This is a genomic window from Algimonas arctica, from assembly GCF_014652695.1.
Lineage (GTDB): Bacteria > Pseudomonadota > Alphaproteobacteria > Caulobacterales > Maricaulaceae > Litorimonas > Litorimonas arctica.
This window is the reverse complement of the sequence record NZ_BMZH01000010.1, coordinates 19,165-35,590: the sequence shown is the minus strand read 5'-3', so window position 1 is coordinate 35,590 and position 16,426 is coordinate 19,165. Positions and strand designations below refer to the sequence as shown.

The following is a 16,426-nucleotide window of genomic DNA, read 5'->3' as shown; positions in this document are numbered from 1 at the left end:
CAGCGCGTCCAGCCGTTCGCGGGCTTTCTCAAGTGTACGCGGCGTCAACTGTCCGCCATCGTGCAGACGGGCGACGGTTTTCCCGTCATTGAAGAGTTTGCGCGACAGGGTCGAGATCGATTGGCCTGTGCGAGTCGAGAAATCTTCGAGCGCGGAAAGAAGTGCTTGCGTGTTCATGTGGGATATTTCCCACGAACAAACTTCGACGTCAATCAAAGAGTCATATCTGTGTGATCACGTCGTCGCGAGGATGGGCTAAGTCTATACAGGCGCGCGCCTCCCGTGCAACATAGGCGTATGTCCGACATTGAAATCCATCCCGACTATACGGATCGTCATGAGGCGCTTGTTGAGCGGATTACCATTTTGATCCGGGACAATGGGCCAAGCTCAGGTTTGCAGCTGTCCGAATGGTTGACGGATATTCCGCCGATCAATCTTTGGCGGGCTTGTTATTCGTCGCGACGCATCCGAATTCGAAACTGCGCGCGCTATTATCTGCGCTATGATGTGACGCGGGAGAATGTGCTCCGTCTGTCACCCTCTATTCTCCGTGACTTCCTGACGTTCAGTTTGATTTATATTCCTGAGCAAGCGGTTGCGGCCGTGGAAGGGGGGACCCTGCTCGCCAATAAGTTCCGGTCGATATCCTTACGTAAATTGAGCCGCGCACGGCAAGCTTTGTTAGAATTAGATGCGGACCTGCAACGCGAATTGAACGACCATTGCGTTGTCTTTCTATCCGGCGATATCGCATATTTTCTGGCCCATGATACGCGGCGTAGACACGCGACCTTGGATGTTCCCGTCAATGGGTCTGACATTGATATTGTCATTGTCACCAATAACCAGGCTGATCCCGCCAAAATTAAGGCCATTGAAAACGGACTGTTGAAGATAAAACGGCTCTTCTTGATGATGCCAAGCGTGCGCGAAGAATTGGATTTCATCGTCAAGCCCGTCGATAAAATGCTGGACCAGCTCGCCTATGGCGACATTCATCAGAAGATTGCCTCGAAAATTCTTTATGAAAGTTATTTTCTGATGGGGCGTGTCGATATTTATGAATCGCTCATGCGGAATCTCGAAATTCGCGGCACGCGGGCGAAGATCGAAGCTGATTTTGAAACGGCGCTGACGCAACGTAAAAATACGATCAGCACGATTTTGTCGCTCTCCCCGGAAGAGAGCCTCAAAGATAGTGAAGTGGCATCGTTGTTCTTCGCATCGCAAGAGCGGTTGGAATTTCAATAGACCGCAGGGGATTGATCCCCTGCGCTAATCGGCGCGCTTAAGCGCCTTGGCTCACCCGTGAATTGATCACCTCTAGCACTTCCAATACGGCGTCTGGGATATTCGTGCCCGGTGGGAAGACAGCTTTGGCCCCCATCTCTTTCAAGGTCTCAACATCTTCAGGTGGGATGACGCCGCCAACGATGATGAGGATGTCAGACCGCCCCTCGGACGTCAGCGCGTCGCGCAAACCGGGCACCAACGTCAAATGACCCGCGGCCAGTGATGACGCGGCAATGACATCAACATTCTTCGTGATGCCGAGCGACGCCGCCTCGGCGGGCGTCTGGAACAACGGACCAATTACGACATCAAAGCCGAGGTCTGAGAACGCCGTAGCGACGACTTTCTGTCCGCGATCATGGCCGTCTTGCCCCATTTTCGCGATGAGAATGCGCGGCTTACGGCCTTCCAGCTCACTAAAAGCCTGCACACGCGATAGCGCTTCTGCATACGCCGGGTTGCGCGGATCAAAGGCGGATGAATACACACCCGTGACACCCGTCGGTTTGGCTTCGAAGCGGCCATAGACCTTTTCAAGCGCGTTGCTAATTTCACCGACGGTCGCCATTTTGCGCGCGGCATCCACTGCAAGCGCTAAGAGATTACCGTCTCCTGTGTCCGCAGCCTTGGTTAGCGCATCGAGCGCCGCGAACGTGGCGTCCGGGTCGCGGTCCGCGCGTAGCTGTTTAAGGCGTGCGATCTGCCCTTGTCGGACCGTGTCATTATCAACGCGAAGGATAGGAATATCATCGGTTTGATCGGACAGATATTTATTCACGCCGACAACCGTTTGCGCGCCACTATCGATGCGCGCTTGGGTCCGTGCAGCGGACTCTTCAATCCGAAGTTTGGGTATGCCCGCCTCTATCGCCTTCGCCATCCCGCCGAGCGCTTCGACTTCGCGGATATGCGCGAGCGCTTTGTCGGCCAGTTGATGGGTCAGGGCTTCGACATAATAACTGCCGCCCCACGGGTCGATGGTTTTGGTATGTCCGCCTTCTGTCTGCAGATATATCTGCGTGTTACGAGCGATCCGTGCCGAAAAATCGGTCGGCAAAGCCAGCGCTTCATCGAGCGAGTTGGTGTGTAGGCTTTGTGTGTGACCATCAACGGCCGCCATCGCTTCGATATGGGTGCGACCCACATTGTTAAAGACGTCCTGCGCGGTCAGGCTCCACCCTGATGTCTGGCAATGGGTTCGGAGCATGGTCGATTTTGGATTTGTCGGCTCGAACGGGCTGATCAATTTAGCCCAGAGCAGGCGCGCCGCGCGCATCTTTGCGACTTCCATGAAATAGTTCATGCCAATCGCCCAGAAGAAACTGAGACGCGGTGCAAACCGGTCAATATCCATGCCTGCGGCCAAGCCGGTGCGGACATATTCGAGGCCATCCGCGATCGTGTAACCCAGCTCAATATCCGCTGACGCGCCTGCTTCCTGCATATGATAGCCGGAAATCGAGATCGAATTAAATTTCGGCATATGCTCGGATGTATGCGCGAAAATATCGCCGATAATCCGCATCGAAGGCGCGGGCGGGTAGATATAAGTGTTGCGCACCATGAACTCTTTAAGGATGTCGTTCTGGATGGTTCCGGCGAGATCTTTTTGCGCCACGCCCTGTTCTTCAGCCGCCGCAATATAGAGCGCGAGGATCGGCAAAACGGCGCCGTTCATCGTCATGGACACGCTCATTTTGTCGAGTGGAATGCCATCGAACAAGACGCGCATATCGTAGATGCTATCAATCGCTACGCCGGCCATGCCGACATCGCCCGGCACGCGAGGGTGGTCCGAGTCATAGCCTCTGTGTGTGGCTAGATCGAATGCGACTGAGAGGCCTTTTTGTCCGGCGGCGAGGTTGCGACGGTAAAAGGCGTTACTGTCCTCGGCGGTTGAGAACCCTGCATATTGCCGGATCGTCCAAGGCCGTTGTACGAACATTGTCGGGTAGGGGCCGCGCACATAGGGTGAGAGTCCCGGATAGCTGTTAAGCGCATCAAGGCCATCCGTGTCGGCTGGTCCATAAGCCGCTGCAATGTCGATGCCTTCCGGCGACGACCAAGCCTCGCCCTGTCGAATGTGTGATGGATCCGGCCCAAGGGCGCGTTTTGTGAAATCAATACTCATCCCCGTACCTCCGGTTCTGGCACATCGTTTGATGGGTGGAGGGTGACGCCCAGAACAGGCGCGCCCTCGGCTTCACGTGCCTGACGGGCTGCGTCGCAATCTGCTTCGAACGATCCGTTGGATAAATAGGTCTCAATCCCGCCATCGGCTTCGATGGCTTGGAATTTCGCCCACGACAATTGCGCAAGATCCTCTGTCAATCGTTCGTGGAAATAGCTGCCATAGGCGACGTCGCGCACTTGGCCGATATGGCTCTCTTCCATCATTAACAGCTGCTGGTTACGCGCAATACGATAGCCAAACGGAGTCGGATTGCCGCGTCGTTGCGGCGCGGATGTTTCTGTGAAAGGTCGGACGGTGATATAATCGGCGCCGCCTGCGACGGCACCAAATCCGGCGCTCATCGTCCGCAGCATATTGGTCCAAGCATCTTGGCTCTGCATCATACGCAAGCTGGTGATCGCATGGATCGGCAGGCTCGCCGCGTCGATCCCGTAAGCTCCGGCGATGGCGGCATAAAGCCTGCGCGCCGCTCGGAGCTTCACAATATTAAGGTGCGCGTCTGTGCCAACGGCGAATAGGGCGCTCATCTGGTCATGCACCGCTGGGCCGTGACGTTTGAACGCGGCAGCCAATGTTGCTGCAAATCCAGCTAGTTCCAACATGTCTGTGCCGCCGGCTTCGTGGATCGCGGCAGCGTTTGCCGTGAAAGCGCGCCATGTCTTTGGGACATCAGGCCAATCTCCGAGCGGGTCGAGTCCCAGCGTGACAGGTGTGTCCGTCAGATCGTCGAAGGAGGGGGCGAAAGCGGTGGCCGAGCATCCCGGTTCAAATATGACGGGGACGAGGCTGACGTGCACGCCTTCGAGGCATCGTTTCAAATCGGCTTTGCGGTTCCAGTTTTGGCCCATGAAACGAACTGCGCTCGCGCCCCCTTTCAGGTCGGCCACTAATTGTTCATTGGCGAAGGCCGTATCCCGGTCAACGACGGGTGCGCAAATATGCCAAGGTCGTCCACTTAATAGGGGGGCATCGCTTCGGGACAAGGGGGCATGGTTATCGGGCCGTGTCGCGGCATCGAATAAGGGGCCTCGAATGACCCCGTCTTCAGTTTTGCTATTGAGGGTCGCTAAGTCTGCGCCTCGCAGGCCGGTCTCAGCCAGACTGCGCCAGTCCTCAAAGGTGTGATTGGGGAAATCACTTTGTATTCTTAGCTCGGTCATTCGCTCTCCTTAACGCGTGTCGATCTTGGCGTCTTGCGATAGGTCTAGAAAAGTCACGTGAAAGATGATCGAAAACGTGATTGCGGAAGGTGTAAATCGTTCTATATAAAGAACACTCGTTCGTTATATCGGATATTGAAACCAACCCACTCGCCCGCTAGAGGCCCCTCGCTTACAACTGCCCCGCTACTCTTACGCGACTACCTCGTCAGAAAGACCGATTCCCATGTCCAATGCGCCCACGGAAGAAACCGTGCTTGATGTCGAACATTTCACTGACCGTTTGTTTGCCTTTTCCATAACCCGTCCTGCGTCTTTCCGGTTCCGGACGGGCGAGTTCATTATGATTGGATTGCCCAAGACTGAAGAGCAAAAGCGCCCTGTTATGCGGGCCTATTCGATTGCGTCGCCCGCGTGGGACGACAAGTTGGAGTTTTATTCCATTAAGGTCGAGGATGGTCCACTTACGTCCCGTCTGCAAAAAATCGTTTCGGGCGACACTGTTTTGTTGGGTCGTAAGCCTGTTGGGACATTGGTGTTAGACGCGTTGTTGCCGGGAAAACGGCTTTGGATGTTTAGCACGGGCACAGGTTTTGCCCCGTTCGCGTCGCTCGTCCGTGACCCTGAAACCTACGAACGTTATGATGAAGTCATCGTCACGCACACGTGTCGCGACGCAGGCGAGTTGGAATATTCGCAACGGCTTGTTGCTGACTTGATCAATGATCCACTGGTCGGAGAGATGGTCGTGAACGCAGACGGATCGCCAAAGCTTAAATTAATCACATCGCTGACGCGCGAGGATCACCCCCTGACGGGTCGGATCACGACACTGCTGGACACAGGCAAGCTTTTCGATGTTGCTGGCACAGAGCCGCTTAATAAAGGCATGGACCGCGTCATGATCTGTGGGTCAAAGGATATGATCGGCGATACAGCGAAGATGGTTGAAAGTTTTGGACTTGAAGAAGGCTCGAACTCTGAGCCGAAGCATTTCGTGGTCGAGAAATCTTTCGTTGGCTAAGGTCGGTGCAGGCTAAGGCGGGCTAGTTCCCGCCAAAGCTGCCGAGTGTGGACAATGTCAATCGAATGCCGAATTCAGAGTCGTTTCGGATCAGATCATTGTCAAAATCGCGTTTCTCATAGAACAACTCAACCAAGGTACAGTCGTCTCTATAGCCGATGGAGGCCTGCTGTGAGCGGGTCACATCCTTGCCCAAATCCCGGACGGCCCGGTAGCCAACGGACCAGCCGCCAAACGGTCTTACGGTAATCCCACCCGAGATTTCTTCTCGCGGTGCGCCCGCAATGGTCGTGGTGCCCGTAGGCGCATTGACCTTATAGTAGCGGCCGGTCAGTTTTACATATTTCGTGTTGGCCGACAGGGTCGAGTCGATCCGCGACAAGACATCCCGGTCTTCGTCATATCGAACCCATGTGTTGGACTTCAGAAAACCACCGAGGTCGAGGTTAAGGGCGGCGATATATTCCGAATTACTGCCTGACAGTCCGGACCCGGGGCCAAATGAATCTGTAACGCCGTCAGAATAACTCCGTCCCGCAAAGATTGAAACTTCGCTCTCGCGACCTCGTAAGTCCCACATCGCGGCAACACGGGCCCCGACGTCAAGGCGGCGTCCTTCTTGGAAGAAGTCAAACCCGTCTGATTTATTGGGTTCGAACAGTAAAGCAGGGTCGAGGTCTGGTGTCGCGCCGTCTTCGAATAGGAAGTCACCGGAAACCGGGTCAAAGAAACGGTCCAGTTTTGAATCGCCAAAGCTTTCCGTGTAGAGGGCGCGCGGTTCAATGACCAAATCAACTGCGCCGCCACGGCGGATAAACGGATAGCGCAAATCAACACCGGCTTGCCCGATGGTCCGGCTAAAACCGATATCTGTCCCTGAATCTGTTTGAATATCGTAATTGTCGAATCGGCCCCAAGCAAAGGGTTTGACTTCCAATCCGGGGCCTGTGATCCATGTTTTAGAATAATCCAGTCCTGCCGTGGCTCGACCGTAATCACTGCCGGTTTCCCGCGTCAGATAGCTGGCATCACCAAACAGGCGCGCCCGACCTCCGAGGGCCGGATCGGTCACATAATACTCACCCTGAATCTTTGGCGCGATGATCGGCAAAACGCTATTATCGTCACGCGTCACGTTAATAAGGCCAGTTGTTTCGCTCTCAACGAAACGGCTGTTCAGGCTCTGAAAACCTGCGGCAACAGCGGAGACCCGAAAGTTTTTACCTTGTCCGGCGATGAAAGCCTGCGTGGTATTTTGCCGCCGTGTATTTTCGAATAGGCCATTGCTCTCAAACGCTGAATCCAGACCATAGCGGTCCAAATAAGTGTCATCCGTTTGGAACATGGCGGTATAGCCGTAAGTCCAAGTGCTCGACGGTTTGAAATACCCATCGACAAAGAAATGGCTTGAGAGCTCCGGTCCTTTTTCGGCATTGTTCGGATCGGTAAATCGCGTTGGATCATCAAGCGGATCACCGTTACGATCAAACACCGTTGCGCGGGTGAAAGACCCGGCGAAATTGAGGTCGCCCGTATTCAATTTGCGACGCGCCTGCAGCTCTAATAGCGGGTTGAGGCTCGAATAAATATGCGGTGTGACGGTGATTTCTGAATAATCATCAATCGCCCAATAATAAGGCTGCACGTAGTTAAACCCGCGCGCACCGGACATCCCGATTGTTGGAACCAGTAAGCCGGACGCCCGGTCCTGACTGGGGTCTGGATGCGCCAGATATGGCGTGTAAAAAATAGGGAGGCCGAATAATTCCAATACGGCGTCACGATAGCGGATCGTCCGCGATTCATCGTCTTGCTTGACGCGACGTGCGCGCAGCCGCCACGTCGGATTCTTCGTTTTTCCTTCGCTATTCTTGCAAAGTTCGCAGGCCGTATAGGTTACGTTGAACAGCTCAAATTCGCCGTCGTCTGAGCGGGTGACAAAGCGCGCAGCGGTCGTGGCGCCGCTCGCAAGGCGGGCTGTAAAGTTCGCCGCTGTCCCGGCCTGCAATTGATCAGAGAGTTCCAACTTATCAGCATATTGCACGTCGCCCGTCGCATCGATCAAGACAACGTCGCCCGTCGCAAGAACCTGTCCGGTTTCAAGGTTATAATCGACACGGTTGGCGCGAAGGGTCCGGTCCTGATAGCGCCCTTCGACCTCACCAATAGCGGTCAGAACGCTTGCGTTCTCATCATTGATCAGTTCGTCGGCTTCGAGATAAATCAGATCTGGATCGCGGAAAGGACTGTCTTTGGCGAGTTTAAGTGGACGACTGGTTCCAGCCGCCGTTTGGTTCGGGGCGAGTTGTGCTTGAACGTTCGGGACAATGCCCATGACCGCGATAAGAGCCAGCGCTGATGCTTGAGCGAAGAGGTTTCGGGGCATTCTATGGTGATTTGGGTCAGGCATACTGATTTTGGTTTTTCCCCTGCGAGACCCGGCGGATTGAACCCCAAACAAATCAGAGTTTATCACACGTTAGTGTTCGCCATAACCTCTCGTCTGCACCGGGTCCACGGTTCCAACCCTAAAAAAGACCTCGCTTTTGCATTAAATTTTAGAGGGGTAGCCTCATCAGGGCAAAAAGGGTGCGCAATCGAGCTGTCCGGTTGCATATTTGCAAGGTCAGCGTTGCGTGTTGCGGGCGAGGGCAAGGACGTCTGTCGGGGTTAGGCCGCTCTCTCGCAGTGACCGAATGGTCTGCGATCCCCACCGTTTACTCATTTTCTTGTCCGCGTCCTTGTCAGAGCTTTCCATCACCAAGCCGTGGTGATGATAGCGTGGCACGGGCCAGCCCATGAGGGTTTGGATCAAGACATGGATCGCCGTTTTTTCATATAAATCACGGCCACGAGTGACATCGGTCACGCCTTGCAGCCAGTCATCATGGGTGACAGCTATATGATAGCTGGTCCCGATATCGCGGCGGACGAGCGTTTTGTCTTCCAGAGTTGTGAGGTCGATGGGGATTATGGCGTCGCCTTCTTGAAAGGATAAGCGATCCGTTCCTACGGCGGCCATCGCCCGCGCCGTCGAGAGTTTGACTACGGGCGGCAGGCTGCGGTCCTCCCGTCCGGACCGGGTGGTATAGTCTTCATAGAGCAGCCCACGCGCTTCCAGCGTGTCAATCACGCCTTGATAATCGGCGATATGCTCGCGCTGCACGCGCACAGGCTTTGGCCAGTCAAAGCCGAGCCAGGTTAAGTCCTCATATATGGCGTCCGTTAATTCGGGCCGGGATCGCGTATTGTCGATATCCTCAATCCGAAGCAGGCATGGCCCAAGCGAAAACGCCTGCACCGCCGCATAGGCATGACCCAAATGCAGATAACCTGTGGGCGATGGGGCAAAGCGGGTTAGCATTAGCAAGACGTCATCTGCGTGGCGATAGGACGCATTAACGCCGCATCATCCCGCCTAAAACGCCGCGCACCGCATTGCGCATGGCGCGGCGCATCATCAGGCGGCCCTCGCGCTTGATCTCTTTGACGATAGCATTGTCTTTCTTGCGGGTCGTGCGTCGGCGCGTGGTTGTCGGCTTTTGCTTGGCTTTCGCTTTGGCAACTTTTTCGCGCTCAAGGCGCTTGGCTTCGGCCGCCTCTTCTTTGGCCCGTTTTTCGGCTTTGCCTTCGAGCTGCTCATAGGCGCTTTCGCGGTCAATGGCCGTGTCATATTTGTCGCCAATGGGACTGTCGGCTTGCACCGCTTTGCGCTCAGACGACGTCGCCGGGCCAAGTCGCGAGGCGGGGGGGCGGATCATGGTGCGTCCGACGACGGTCGGCGCGCCGCGCTCATCGAGCAGGCTGACGAGCGCTTCACCAATACCCAGATCGGTGATGACCTCTTCGGTATCAAAGGCGGGATTTTCGCGAAATGATGTCGCGGCGGCGCGAACGGCGCGCTGCTCCCGCGGTGTGTAGGCGCGAAGTGCGTGCTGAATACGATTTCCCAACTGGCCCAAGACGCTGTCCGGGATATCCATTGGGTTTTGTGTGACGAAATAAACGCCGACGCCTTTTGAGCGGATCAGGCGTGCGACTTGCTCGATTTTCTGGATCAAGGGCTTTGGCGCGTCATCAAACAAAAGGTGCGCTTCGTCGAAGAAGAAAACCATAATCGGTTTGTCCGGGTTGCCGACTTCTGGAAGCTCTTCGAATAATTCTGACAAGAGCCACAGCAGAAAGGTCGCATAAAGCGCCGGACTATTGATGAGCTCATCCGCGGCGAGGATATTCACCGCGCCCATGCCGTTTTCATCAACACGCATGAAGTCTTCCAACTCTAAGGCAGGTTCGCCGAAAAACTCGTCTGCACCGGCGCGTTCTAGCGTGAGCAGATTGCGCCGGATCGCGGCGACCGATTGACCCGTGACATTGCCGTATTCCCGGCTAACTTCGGCCCGGTTGTCAGCCAGAAAATTGAGCAAGCTGTTCATATCTTTGAGGTCGAGCAGTAACATTCCGTTGTCGTCGGCATATTCGAACGCGATGGTCATGATGCCTTCTTGCGTTTCAGTCAGCCCCATGAGGCGCGACAACAAGACAGGCCCCATTTCCGAAATCGTCGTGCGAACCGGATGGCCCTGCTGCCCATAGAGGTCCCAAAAAATGGTTGGAAACGCACGATAGTGATAGTCTTCCAAACCGATCTTCGTGGCGCGTTTGATCAGTTTTTCATGCAGCTTATGGCTTTCCGATCCGGCTTGCGACATCCCCGACAGGTCCCCTTTGACGTCAGCCGCGAATACGGGAATGCCGTTGGCCGAGAACCCTTCGGTTAGAATTTGCAGCGTGACTGTTTTGCCGGTGCCTGTCGCGCCCGCGACCAATCCATGCCGATTGGCTTTGTCGAGGCGCAGCTCTTGCCGCACGCCGTCCGTATCTGTACCAATAAAAATCGTCTGACTCATGCGGGTTTCTCCCAAGTTTCTTCAAGAAACTGAGAATCCGTTATGAGGATCACAGACTGAATGCAATATGGACAGGGCTATGACGTCAGATACATCCATCCGCTCTTCTCTCCTCATTCTTGCCGCGATTGCGCTGTTTTGGACATTTTATGTGACCCGAGACTTGATTGCGCCCTTTGCGCTGGCGATCTTCTTTTGGCTGGCGATTGACGCCTTCGCGCGTTGGATCGATGATTTGTCGCCGCGAATTCCCTATTGGTTTGCTTTAACAGTCGCGATGATCGTCACCGTTGCGGCGCTCGGCGGTCTGATTGTCGTTGTCGCAGATACGGTCGGCAGTGTTGTGGACGAATCGCCGCATTATGCCGCGAGAATTAATGAATTGTTCGCTTGGGTCGGAACTGTCACGGGCCAAGAAAACCTCTCATTTTCATCGATCAATGAGCGTTTTGGTATTTTGGAAAGTCTGCAAGGCGCGATTGGCGGCTTTGCTCAAACAATACAGGGTGTCGTGTCTGACTTTCTGTTGATTGCAATTTATGTCGTCTTCTTATTCGTCGCGCAGGCGAGTTTTCCGGGCAAGATGGACAATCTGTTCCCGGATCAGGTTAAACGCGCGCGCGCCATAAGAATTGGTTCGACGATTCGTCATTCGATAGAGCGCTATATTTCGGTGCAAACGCTTGTCTCCCTAATCCAGACCGTCATCAGCTATGTCGCCATGGTCGCCTTGGGGCTTGATAATGCCTTGTTCTGGGCTTTGGTGATCTTCATCCTAAACTACATCCCGATTGTCGGCGGCTTTGCCGCCGTGGCCCTGCCGGTTTTGTTCGGGCTTGTGCAGTTTGATAGTTTAGTTCCCGTGGCGGTTCTCGGCGGGGTGCTCTTTGGTGCACAATTCCTCGTATCTAATACGCTGCAGCCGAAAATGATGGGTGATAGTATGAACATGAGCGCACTTGTCGTGGTTCTAAGCCTGACTGTGTGGGGCGCCCTATGGGGCGGCGTGGGCGCGTTCTTATCCGCGCCGATGACTGTCATCTTGATGATAATTCTGGCGCAGTTTCCGACCACGCGATGGATCGCGATCATGTTGTCCGCTGACGGTGACCCGGATATGGACGGCGATGGCAAGCCGGACCGAGTGGTCACGCCATCACTTTAATGGATTTCGGTTCGTTATGGCTCACTGCAAAGTGATGCAGTCGTTGTTGGCAGGTTCATATTTCGCCTTCTACAAGAGGGTCATGAGATCCTTTGCTTTCCAAACTGCTTGTCTGTCTATCGCGTTTATTGGGATCGTGACAACGCCCGCACTTGCGGAGACCCTGTCTCAGCCCACCACAGTTGTTGAGTTGTTCACCTCGCAAGGCTGTTCGTCTTGCCCAAAGACGAATGCGTTTGTCGTTCGTCTCAACGACGAAGACCCGGACGTTTTAGCCTTGTCTTACGGTGTGACCTATTGGGATTACCTCGGCTGGACGGATACATTTGGCAATCCAGCGTCTATGACGCGTCAACGTCAATATGATGCGGCGCTCGACTCCGGTGTGTATACGCCGATGCTCGTTGTGGGTGGTCAAATGCATGCGCCGCGTCTCACAAAAAGCGATCTGGAAAAAACATCTGTGCCCGCGAGCCTTGCGCTTGTGCGCCATAGCGGTGAGCTTTGTATCGAAGGAAAAATGTCTGCAGGCGCAAAATTGGCCTTGATCGATTACGAATCTGGAACCCAGACGGTCGCCGTTAAACGCGGTGAAAATAAGGGGCGCTCGCTGACACTCGCCAATGTGGTCAAGGATGTGACATACCGCGATTGGACGGGGCAAATGATCTGTGGGCTGCACCCGAAGTCAGCCCTGGCTGTTTTAGCCCACGATGCCACAACGACCGCAATTATCGGTGCTGCGCGGTTTGAGCCTTAATCAGACGTAACGGTAAGGGGTTGCCGAGAGGGCTCACATAGTTTCAGCGTGGGGGGCTGGGGGGCTGATAAATCCATACCGAATCCGCATTCGCTCTCTCGACAGGCTTTATTTCGTGTCTGATCAAGTCTTCGGCGTGGCTGAAATAAGACAATATTGGGGCAACCCTTACCAATTGGCGAGAGAGGGTCCATAAAACTGTCCGCTGTTGTCATTTTGTCCGGCTTTGTCTTTGCCAGACCGGGTTAAGCCGGGTTAAGGCTGTGATGATGAGCAAGGTTGTGCGGATTGGCAATGGGCACAAAGCCCCGTCTCAGGTCAGTTATGACCGTCATGAACTTTCCCTGATTCTGAATGTCTATGGCCAGATGGTCTCCAAGGGTGACTGGAAAGATTACGCCATAGATTTTCTCTCTGACCGCTGTGTGTTCTCTGTTTTTCGGAAGGCGTCCGAGCACCCTTTGTATCGCATTGAAAAAGTTCCGGCCTTACGGAAACGCCAAGGTCAGTTTGCGATCGTAGCACCCGGAGGATTGATTCTTAAGCGCGGACACGATTTAGGGTCCGTTCTGCGTGTCTTTGACCGCGCCCGATTCAGAAGCATATAAATATGAAAATAACCCCGCTAGATTTGGATGGCTTGTTCTTGTGCGAGCCAGCGCGTCACGGTGATGCGCGGGGCTGGTTCATGGAGAGTTATCGTCAGGATAAACTCGACGCGGCGGTCGGTCGTGCCGTTCGGTTTGTTCAGGATAATCGGTCCATGTCTGCCGAGCGCGGCATTTTGCGCGGGCTGCACTATCAAGCGCCGCCCTTTGCGCAGGATAAGTTGGTGCAATGTGTCGGGGGAAAAATCTTAGACGTGGTCGTCGATGTTCGGCGGTCATCGTCGACTTATGGTCAAGCGAGCACGCTTGAATTATCGGATGAGAATGCGCAGCAATTATTTGTGCCTACGGGTTTTTTGCACGGTTTCGTTACGCTGACTGAAAATGTGCAAATCGCTTATAAAGTGACCGCGCCCTATGACGCGTATAGTGACGGGTCTGTGCATTGGGACAGTGTGGGTGTTGACTGGAATCTCGACGCGGATCCAAAGATTTCGGATAAGGACCGGGTCGCGCCGCTCTTTTCAGATTGGGTCAGCCCCTTTGATTGATGGCCTGTCGCAAGGTCTTTCGCCAATCTGGCAAAGGTGCCAGCGTTTGTTCAAACTTCGATACGTCGAGCACGGAATAAGACGGGCGCGTTGCGGCCGTGGGATATTCTGACGAAGGGACGGGTGTGACCTGAATGTCCCACTTAGCAAATCGAAAAATCTCCGATGCAAATCCGGCCCAACTGACCGGGTCGCCCGTTCCTGAGACGTGGAAAAGACCAGACTGTCCGAGCGCCGCGAGGGCTGACATGGCCAGAACATTGGCGTGTGTCGGACGTCCGATTTGATCATCGACAACCCGCAATTGTGAGGTGTCTTCGGCCAGGCGCAGCATGGTTGTCACGAAATTCCGACCGAATAAATCATAAACCCAAGACGTGCGGAGTATGGTGGCCTGTCCCCCCGCATCCTGCACCCCTAATTCCCCGGCGAGTTTGCTTTGCCCATAAACATTCATCGGTTTAGTTGGATCATCCTCACGCCATGGGCGGGTTTGATCTCCATCAAAAACATAGTCGGTCGAAATATGCACAAAGGGAATCGTCTCTCTCGCGCAGGTCTGCGCGATAAGAGCGGGCGTTTCTGCATTGATCCGAAAGGCGAGGGCGCGTTCGCTCTCTGCGCGGTCAACGTGCGTATAGGCTGCGGCATTAATCACGCCGCGGGGTCTGTATCGGTCTATCAACAGGTTCAAAGTCTGGCGGCATTCAGCGGGGTCAGCGGCCAGATCAAACGTTGCGCGCGGGATTGTGATGGCGTCATCTACCAGCCGTGCCAGAGCACGCGCCAGTTGTCCGGTTTGACCGAAGACGAGGAGCGGCGCGCCCATCTGGCTTACTCGACCGTGACGGATTTAGCTAAGTTGCGCGGCTGGTCTACATCTGTGCCTAACGTGACAGCGGTGTGATAGGCGAGGAGTTGTTGCCCAATTGCTTGAATGATCGGCGCACAGAGCGGCGTCGCGGTGGGGAGGGTCACAATGGTTTTAGATAAACCCTTGGCGGCATCGGCCCCTTTCGCGTCGGTCAGCAATATAATCCGCGCGCCGCGCGCGGCCACTTCTTGTAAATTCGAGACAGTTTTCTCAAACAGCGCATCATCCGGCGCGATGATTATCACAGGCGTGCCCGTTTCGATCAACGCGATGGGACCGTGTTTAAGTTCGCCCGCAGCATAACCTTCGGCGTGAATATAAGAGATTTCTTTCAGCTTGAGCGCGCCTTCTAAGGCGATTGGGACCATCGGCCCGCGACCCAAGAAAAAGATCGACTTGGCGTCAATGAGGGTCGCCGCGACCTGGGCAATATCATCGCTGCACAACAGGGCTTCCACGACCCGTTGCGGTAAAGTCGCGAGATCACGGCAATGCGCCGCCGCCGTGTCCGCATCGATGTGACCCCGTGCGAAGGCCGCGCCAACGGCAAGCGTTGCGAGCGCGCAGGTTTGAGAGGTAAACGCTTTTGTCGACGCGACGCCGATTTCCGGTCCGGCTTTGATAGGCAAGGCGATATCGGCTTCACGCGCCATGGTTGATGTCATGACATTAACGAGCGCGGCCGTTTTCAGGTTGAATGATTTGGCATACCGTAGCGCTGCCAGTGTATCCGCCGTTTCGCCCGATTGAGACACGACGATCATCAGGCTTTTAGGACTCAAGACGGGATCACGGTAGCGGAATTCGGACGCGATATCGATGTCGACGGCGAGGCCTGCGATCTGCTCAAACATATATTTAGCGACCATGCCGGCATAATAGGCCGTGCCACAGGCGACGATGATGACCCGGTCAATAGCCGCAAAGTCGAGCCCGTCAGGCATATCGACACGCATTTCAATTGGATCAAGATAGTGCGACAATGTCCGTGACAATGTTTCCGGCTGCTCGTGAATTTCTTTGAGCATATAATGCGGATATTGTCCCTTATCTGCGATTTCATCGGTAAAGGCGACGACGGTGACCGGGCGTTCGACGGGGGTGTCGTCCTTGTCGAAAATTTCAACGGAGGTCTTACGGAGGACCGCCCAATCGCCCTCTTCGAGATAGATGAGCTTGTTGGTCAAGGGAGCCAGCGCCATCGCGTCAGACCCCAAATACATTTCGCCGTCGCCCACACCGATGGCGAGAGGAGAGCCATGACGGGCGCAGAAAATTTCGTCTTCCGCGCCTTCGATCAGGATGCCAAGCGCATAGGCGCCACGGAATTGCGCTAAGGCGCTGGCCACGGCGTCGCGTGGCGTCGCGCCATTGACGAGGGCTTCGTCGATCAAATGCGCCGCGACTTCTGTATCGGTTTCGGATTCAAACTTGCGGTGGGCGAGCGCATCACGAATTTCGGCATAATTTTCGATAATACCGTTGTGGACGACCGCGACCCGGCCCGCCTGATGGGGATGTGCATTGTCTTCAGTCGGGGCGCCGTGCGTCGCCCAGCGTGTGTGAGCAATGCCAGAATGCCCATCAATTGGGTCACTAATCAGCTTGTCGTGCAAATTAGCGATTTTACCTTTGGCCCGACGGCGGAGGATCGTTTGACCATCCAGAACAGCAATGCCTGCACTGTCATAGCCGCGGTATTCCAGCCGTCTAAGCCCCGTCACTAAACGGTCAGAGACGGGTTTATATCCAATTATTCCGACGATTCCGCACATTGTTCTATTGAGTCCGTCTGGTTACGCGCTTGTGTCGGCGAACTAACAGTCCGAACAAGAGGCGACAAATTGATTATTCTTGTTGTTTACCGCTAATAGGATGCGTTCC

At 54.8% G+C, this 16,426-nt stretch carries 13 protein-coding genes; 6 read left to right on the top strand and 7 right to left on the bottom strand.

Annotated features, from left to right (window positions below; translation table 11 throughout):
* Window positions 1-297: 297 nt before the first annotated feature.
* The gene (locus tag IE105_RS11445; protein WP_189498584.1) at window positions 298-1,254 is read left to right on the top strand and encodes a hypothetical protein; all 957 of its coding nucleotides are present in this window, start codon (window positions 298-300) and stop codon (window positions 1,252-1,254) included.
* Window positions 1,255-1,291: 37 nt separating this feature from the next.
* Here the strand turns inward: IE105_RS11445 and scpA are convergent, their stop codons facing one another.
* Window positions 1,292-3,427 (bottom strand): methylmalonyl-CoA mutase, encoded by a 2,136-nt coding sequence (gene scpA, locus IE105_RS11440; protein ID WP_189498582.1) that lies wholly within the window; start codon window positions 3,425-3,427, stop codon window positions 1,292-1,294.
* A complete protein-coding gene (locus tag IE105_RS11435; RefSeq protein WP_189498579.1) occupies window positions 3,424-4,650 on the bottom strand; it encodes a methylmalonyl-CoA mutase family protein in 1,227 nt (408 codons plus the stop codon). Before IE105_RS11435 ends, scpA begins: the two co-directional genes overlap by 4 nt.
* 226 nt (window positions 4,651-4,876) lie before the next feature.
* Between IE105_RS11435 and IE105_RS11430 the strand changes: the two genes are divergently transcribed.
* Entirely contained in the window at window positions 4,877-5,674 is a 798-nt protein-coding gene (locus IE105_RS11430; RefSeq protein WP_189498578.1) for a ferredoxin--NADP reductase, read from the top strand.
* A 22-nt stretch (window positions 5,675-5,696) separates the two neighbouring features.
* Here IE105_RS11430 and IE105_RS11425 read toward each other — a convergent pair whose 3' ends face one another.
* From IE105_RS11425 to IE105_RS11415, 3 genes are all read right to left on the bottom strand, one after another.
* Window positions 5,697-8,060, bottom strand: coding sequence for an LPS-assembly protein LptD (locus IE105_RS11425; RefSeq protein WP_189498576.1), 2,364 nt, complete (start codon window positions 8,058-8,060; stop codon window positions 5,697-5,699).
* Between the two features lie 240 nt (window positions 8,061-8,300).
* Complete coding sequence (locus IE105_RS11420; protein WP_233354126.1) at window positions 8,301-9,038, bottom strand: glutamate--tRNA ligase family protein; 738 nt, start codon at window positions 9,036-9,038, stop codon at window positions 8,301-8,303.
* Between the two features lie 34 nt (window positions 9,039-9,072).
* On the bottom strand, window positions 9,073-10,584 hold the full coding sequence (locus IE105_RS11415) for a helicase HerA-like domain-containing protein (protein WP_189498572.1): 1,512 nt from the start codon (window positions 10,582-10,584) through the stop codon (window positions 9,073-9,075).
* Between the two features lie 79 nt (window positions 10,585-10,663).
* Here IE105_RS11415 and IE105_RS11410 point away from each other — a divergent pair, with 79 nt between their 5' ends.
* The 4 genes from IE105_RS11410 to rfbC all read left to right on the top strand — a co-directional run bounded on the left by IE105_RS11410 (window position 10,664) and on the right by rfbC (window position 13,668).
* Window positions 10,664-11,749: an AI-2E family transporter gene (locus IE105_RS11410; protein WP_189498570.1), complete on the top strand. Its 1,086-nt coding sequence runs from the start codon at window positions 10,664-10,666 to the stop codon at window positions 11,747-11,749.
* Window positions 11,750-11,831: 82 nt separating this feature from the next.
* Complete coding sequence (locus IE105_RS11405) at window positions 11,832-12,509, top strand: DUF1223 domain-containing protein (protein WP_189498568.1); 678 nt, start codon at window positions 11,832-11,834, stop codon at window positions 12,507-12,509.
* A gap of 266 nt (window positions 12,510-12,775) precedes the next feature.
* Window positions 12,776-13,117: a DUF2794 domain-containing protein gene (locus IE105_RS11400; protein WP_189498566.1), complete on the top strand. Its 342-nt coding sequence runs from the start codon at window positions 12,776-12,778 to the stop codon at window positions 13,115-13,117.
* 2 nt (window positions 13,118-13,119) lie between these two features.
* Window positions 13,120-13,668 (top strand): dTDP-4-dehydrorhamnose 3,5-epimerase, encoded by a 549-nt coding sequence (rfbC, locus tag IE105_RS11395; RefSeq protein ID WP_189498564.1) that lies wholly within the window; start codon window positions 13,120-13,122, stop codon window positions 13,666-13,668.
* Here the strand turns inward: rfbC and rfbD are convergent.
* Both rfbD and glmS read right to left on the bottom strand, forming a co-directional pair.
* Window positions 13,652-14,497 carry a dTDP-4-dehydrorhamnose reductase gene (rfbD, locus tag IE105_RS11390; protein WP_189498563.1) on the bottom strand — a complete coding sequence of 282 codons (846 nt, stop codon included), beginning with the start codon at window positions 14,495-14,497 and terminating at the stop codon, window positions 13,652-13,654. The two genes, rfbC and rfbD, sit on opposite strands and share 17 nt — an antisense overlap.
* A gap of 5 nt (window positions 14,498-14,502) precedes the next feature.
* Window positions 14,503-16,317 (bottom strand): glutamine--fructose-6-phosphate transaminase (isomerizing), encoded by a 1,815-nt coding sequence (gene glmS, locus IE105_RS11385; protein ID WP_189498561.1) that lies wholly within the window; start codon window positions 16,315-16,317, stop codon window positions 14,503-14,505.
* Between the last annotated feature and the right edge of the window lie 109 nt (window positions 16,318-16,426).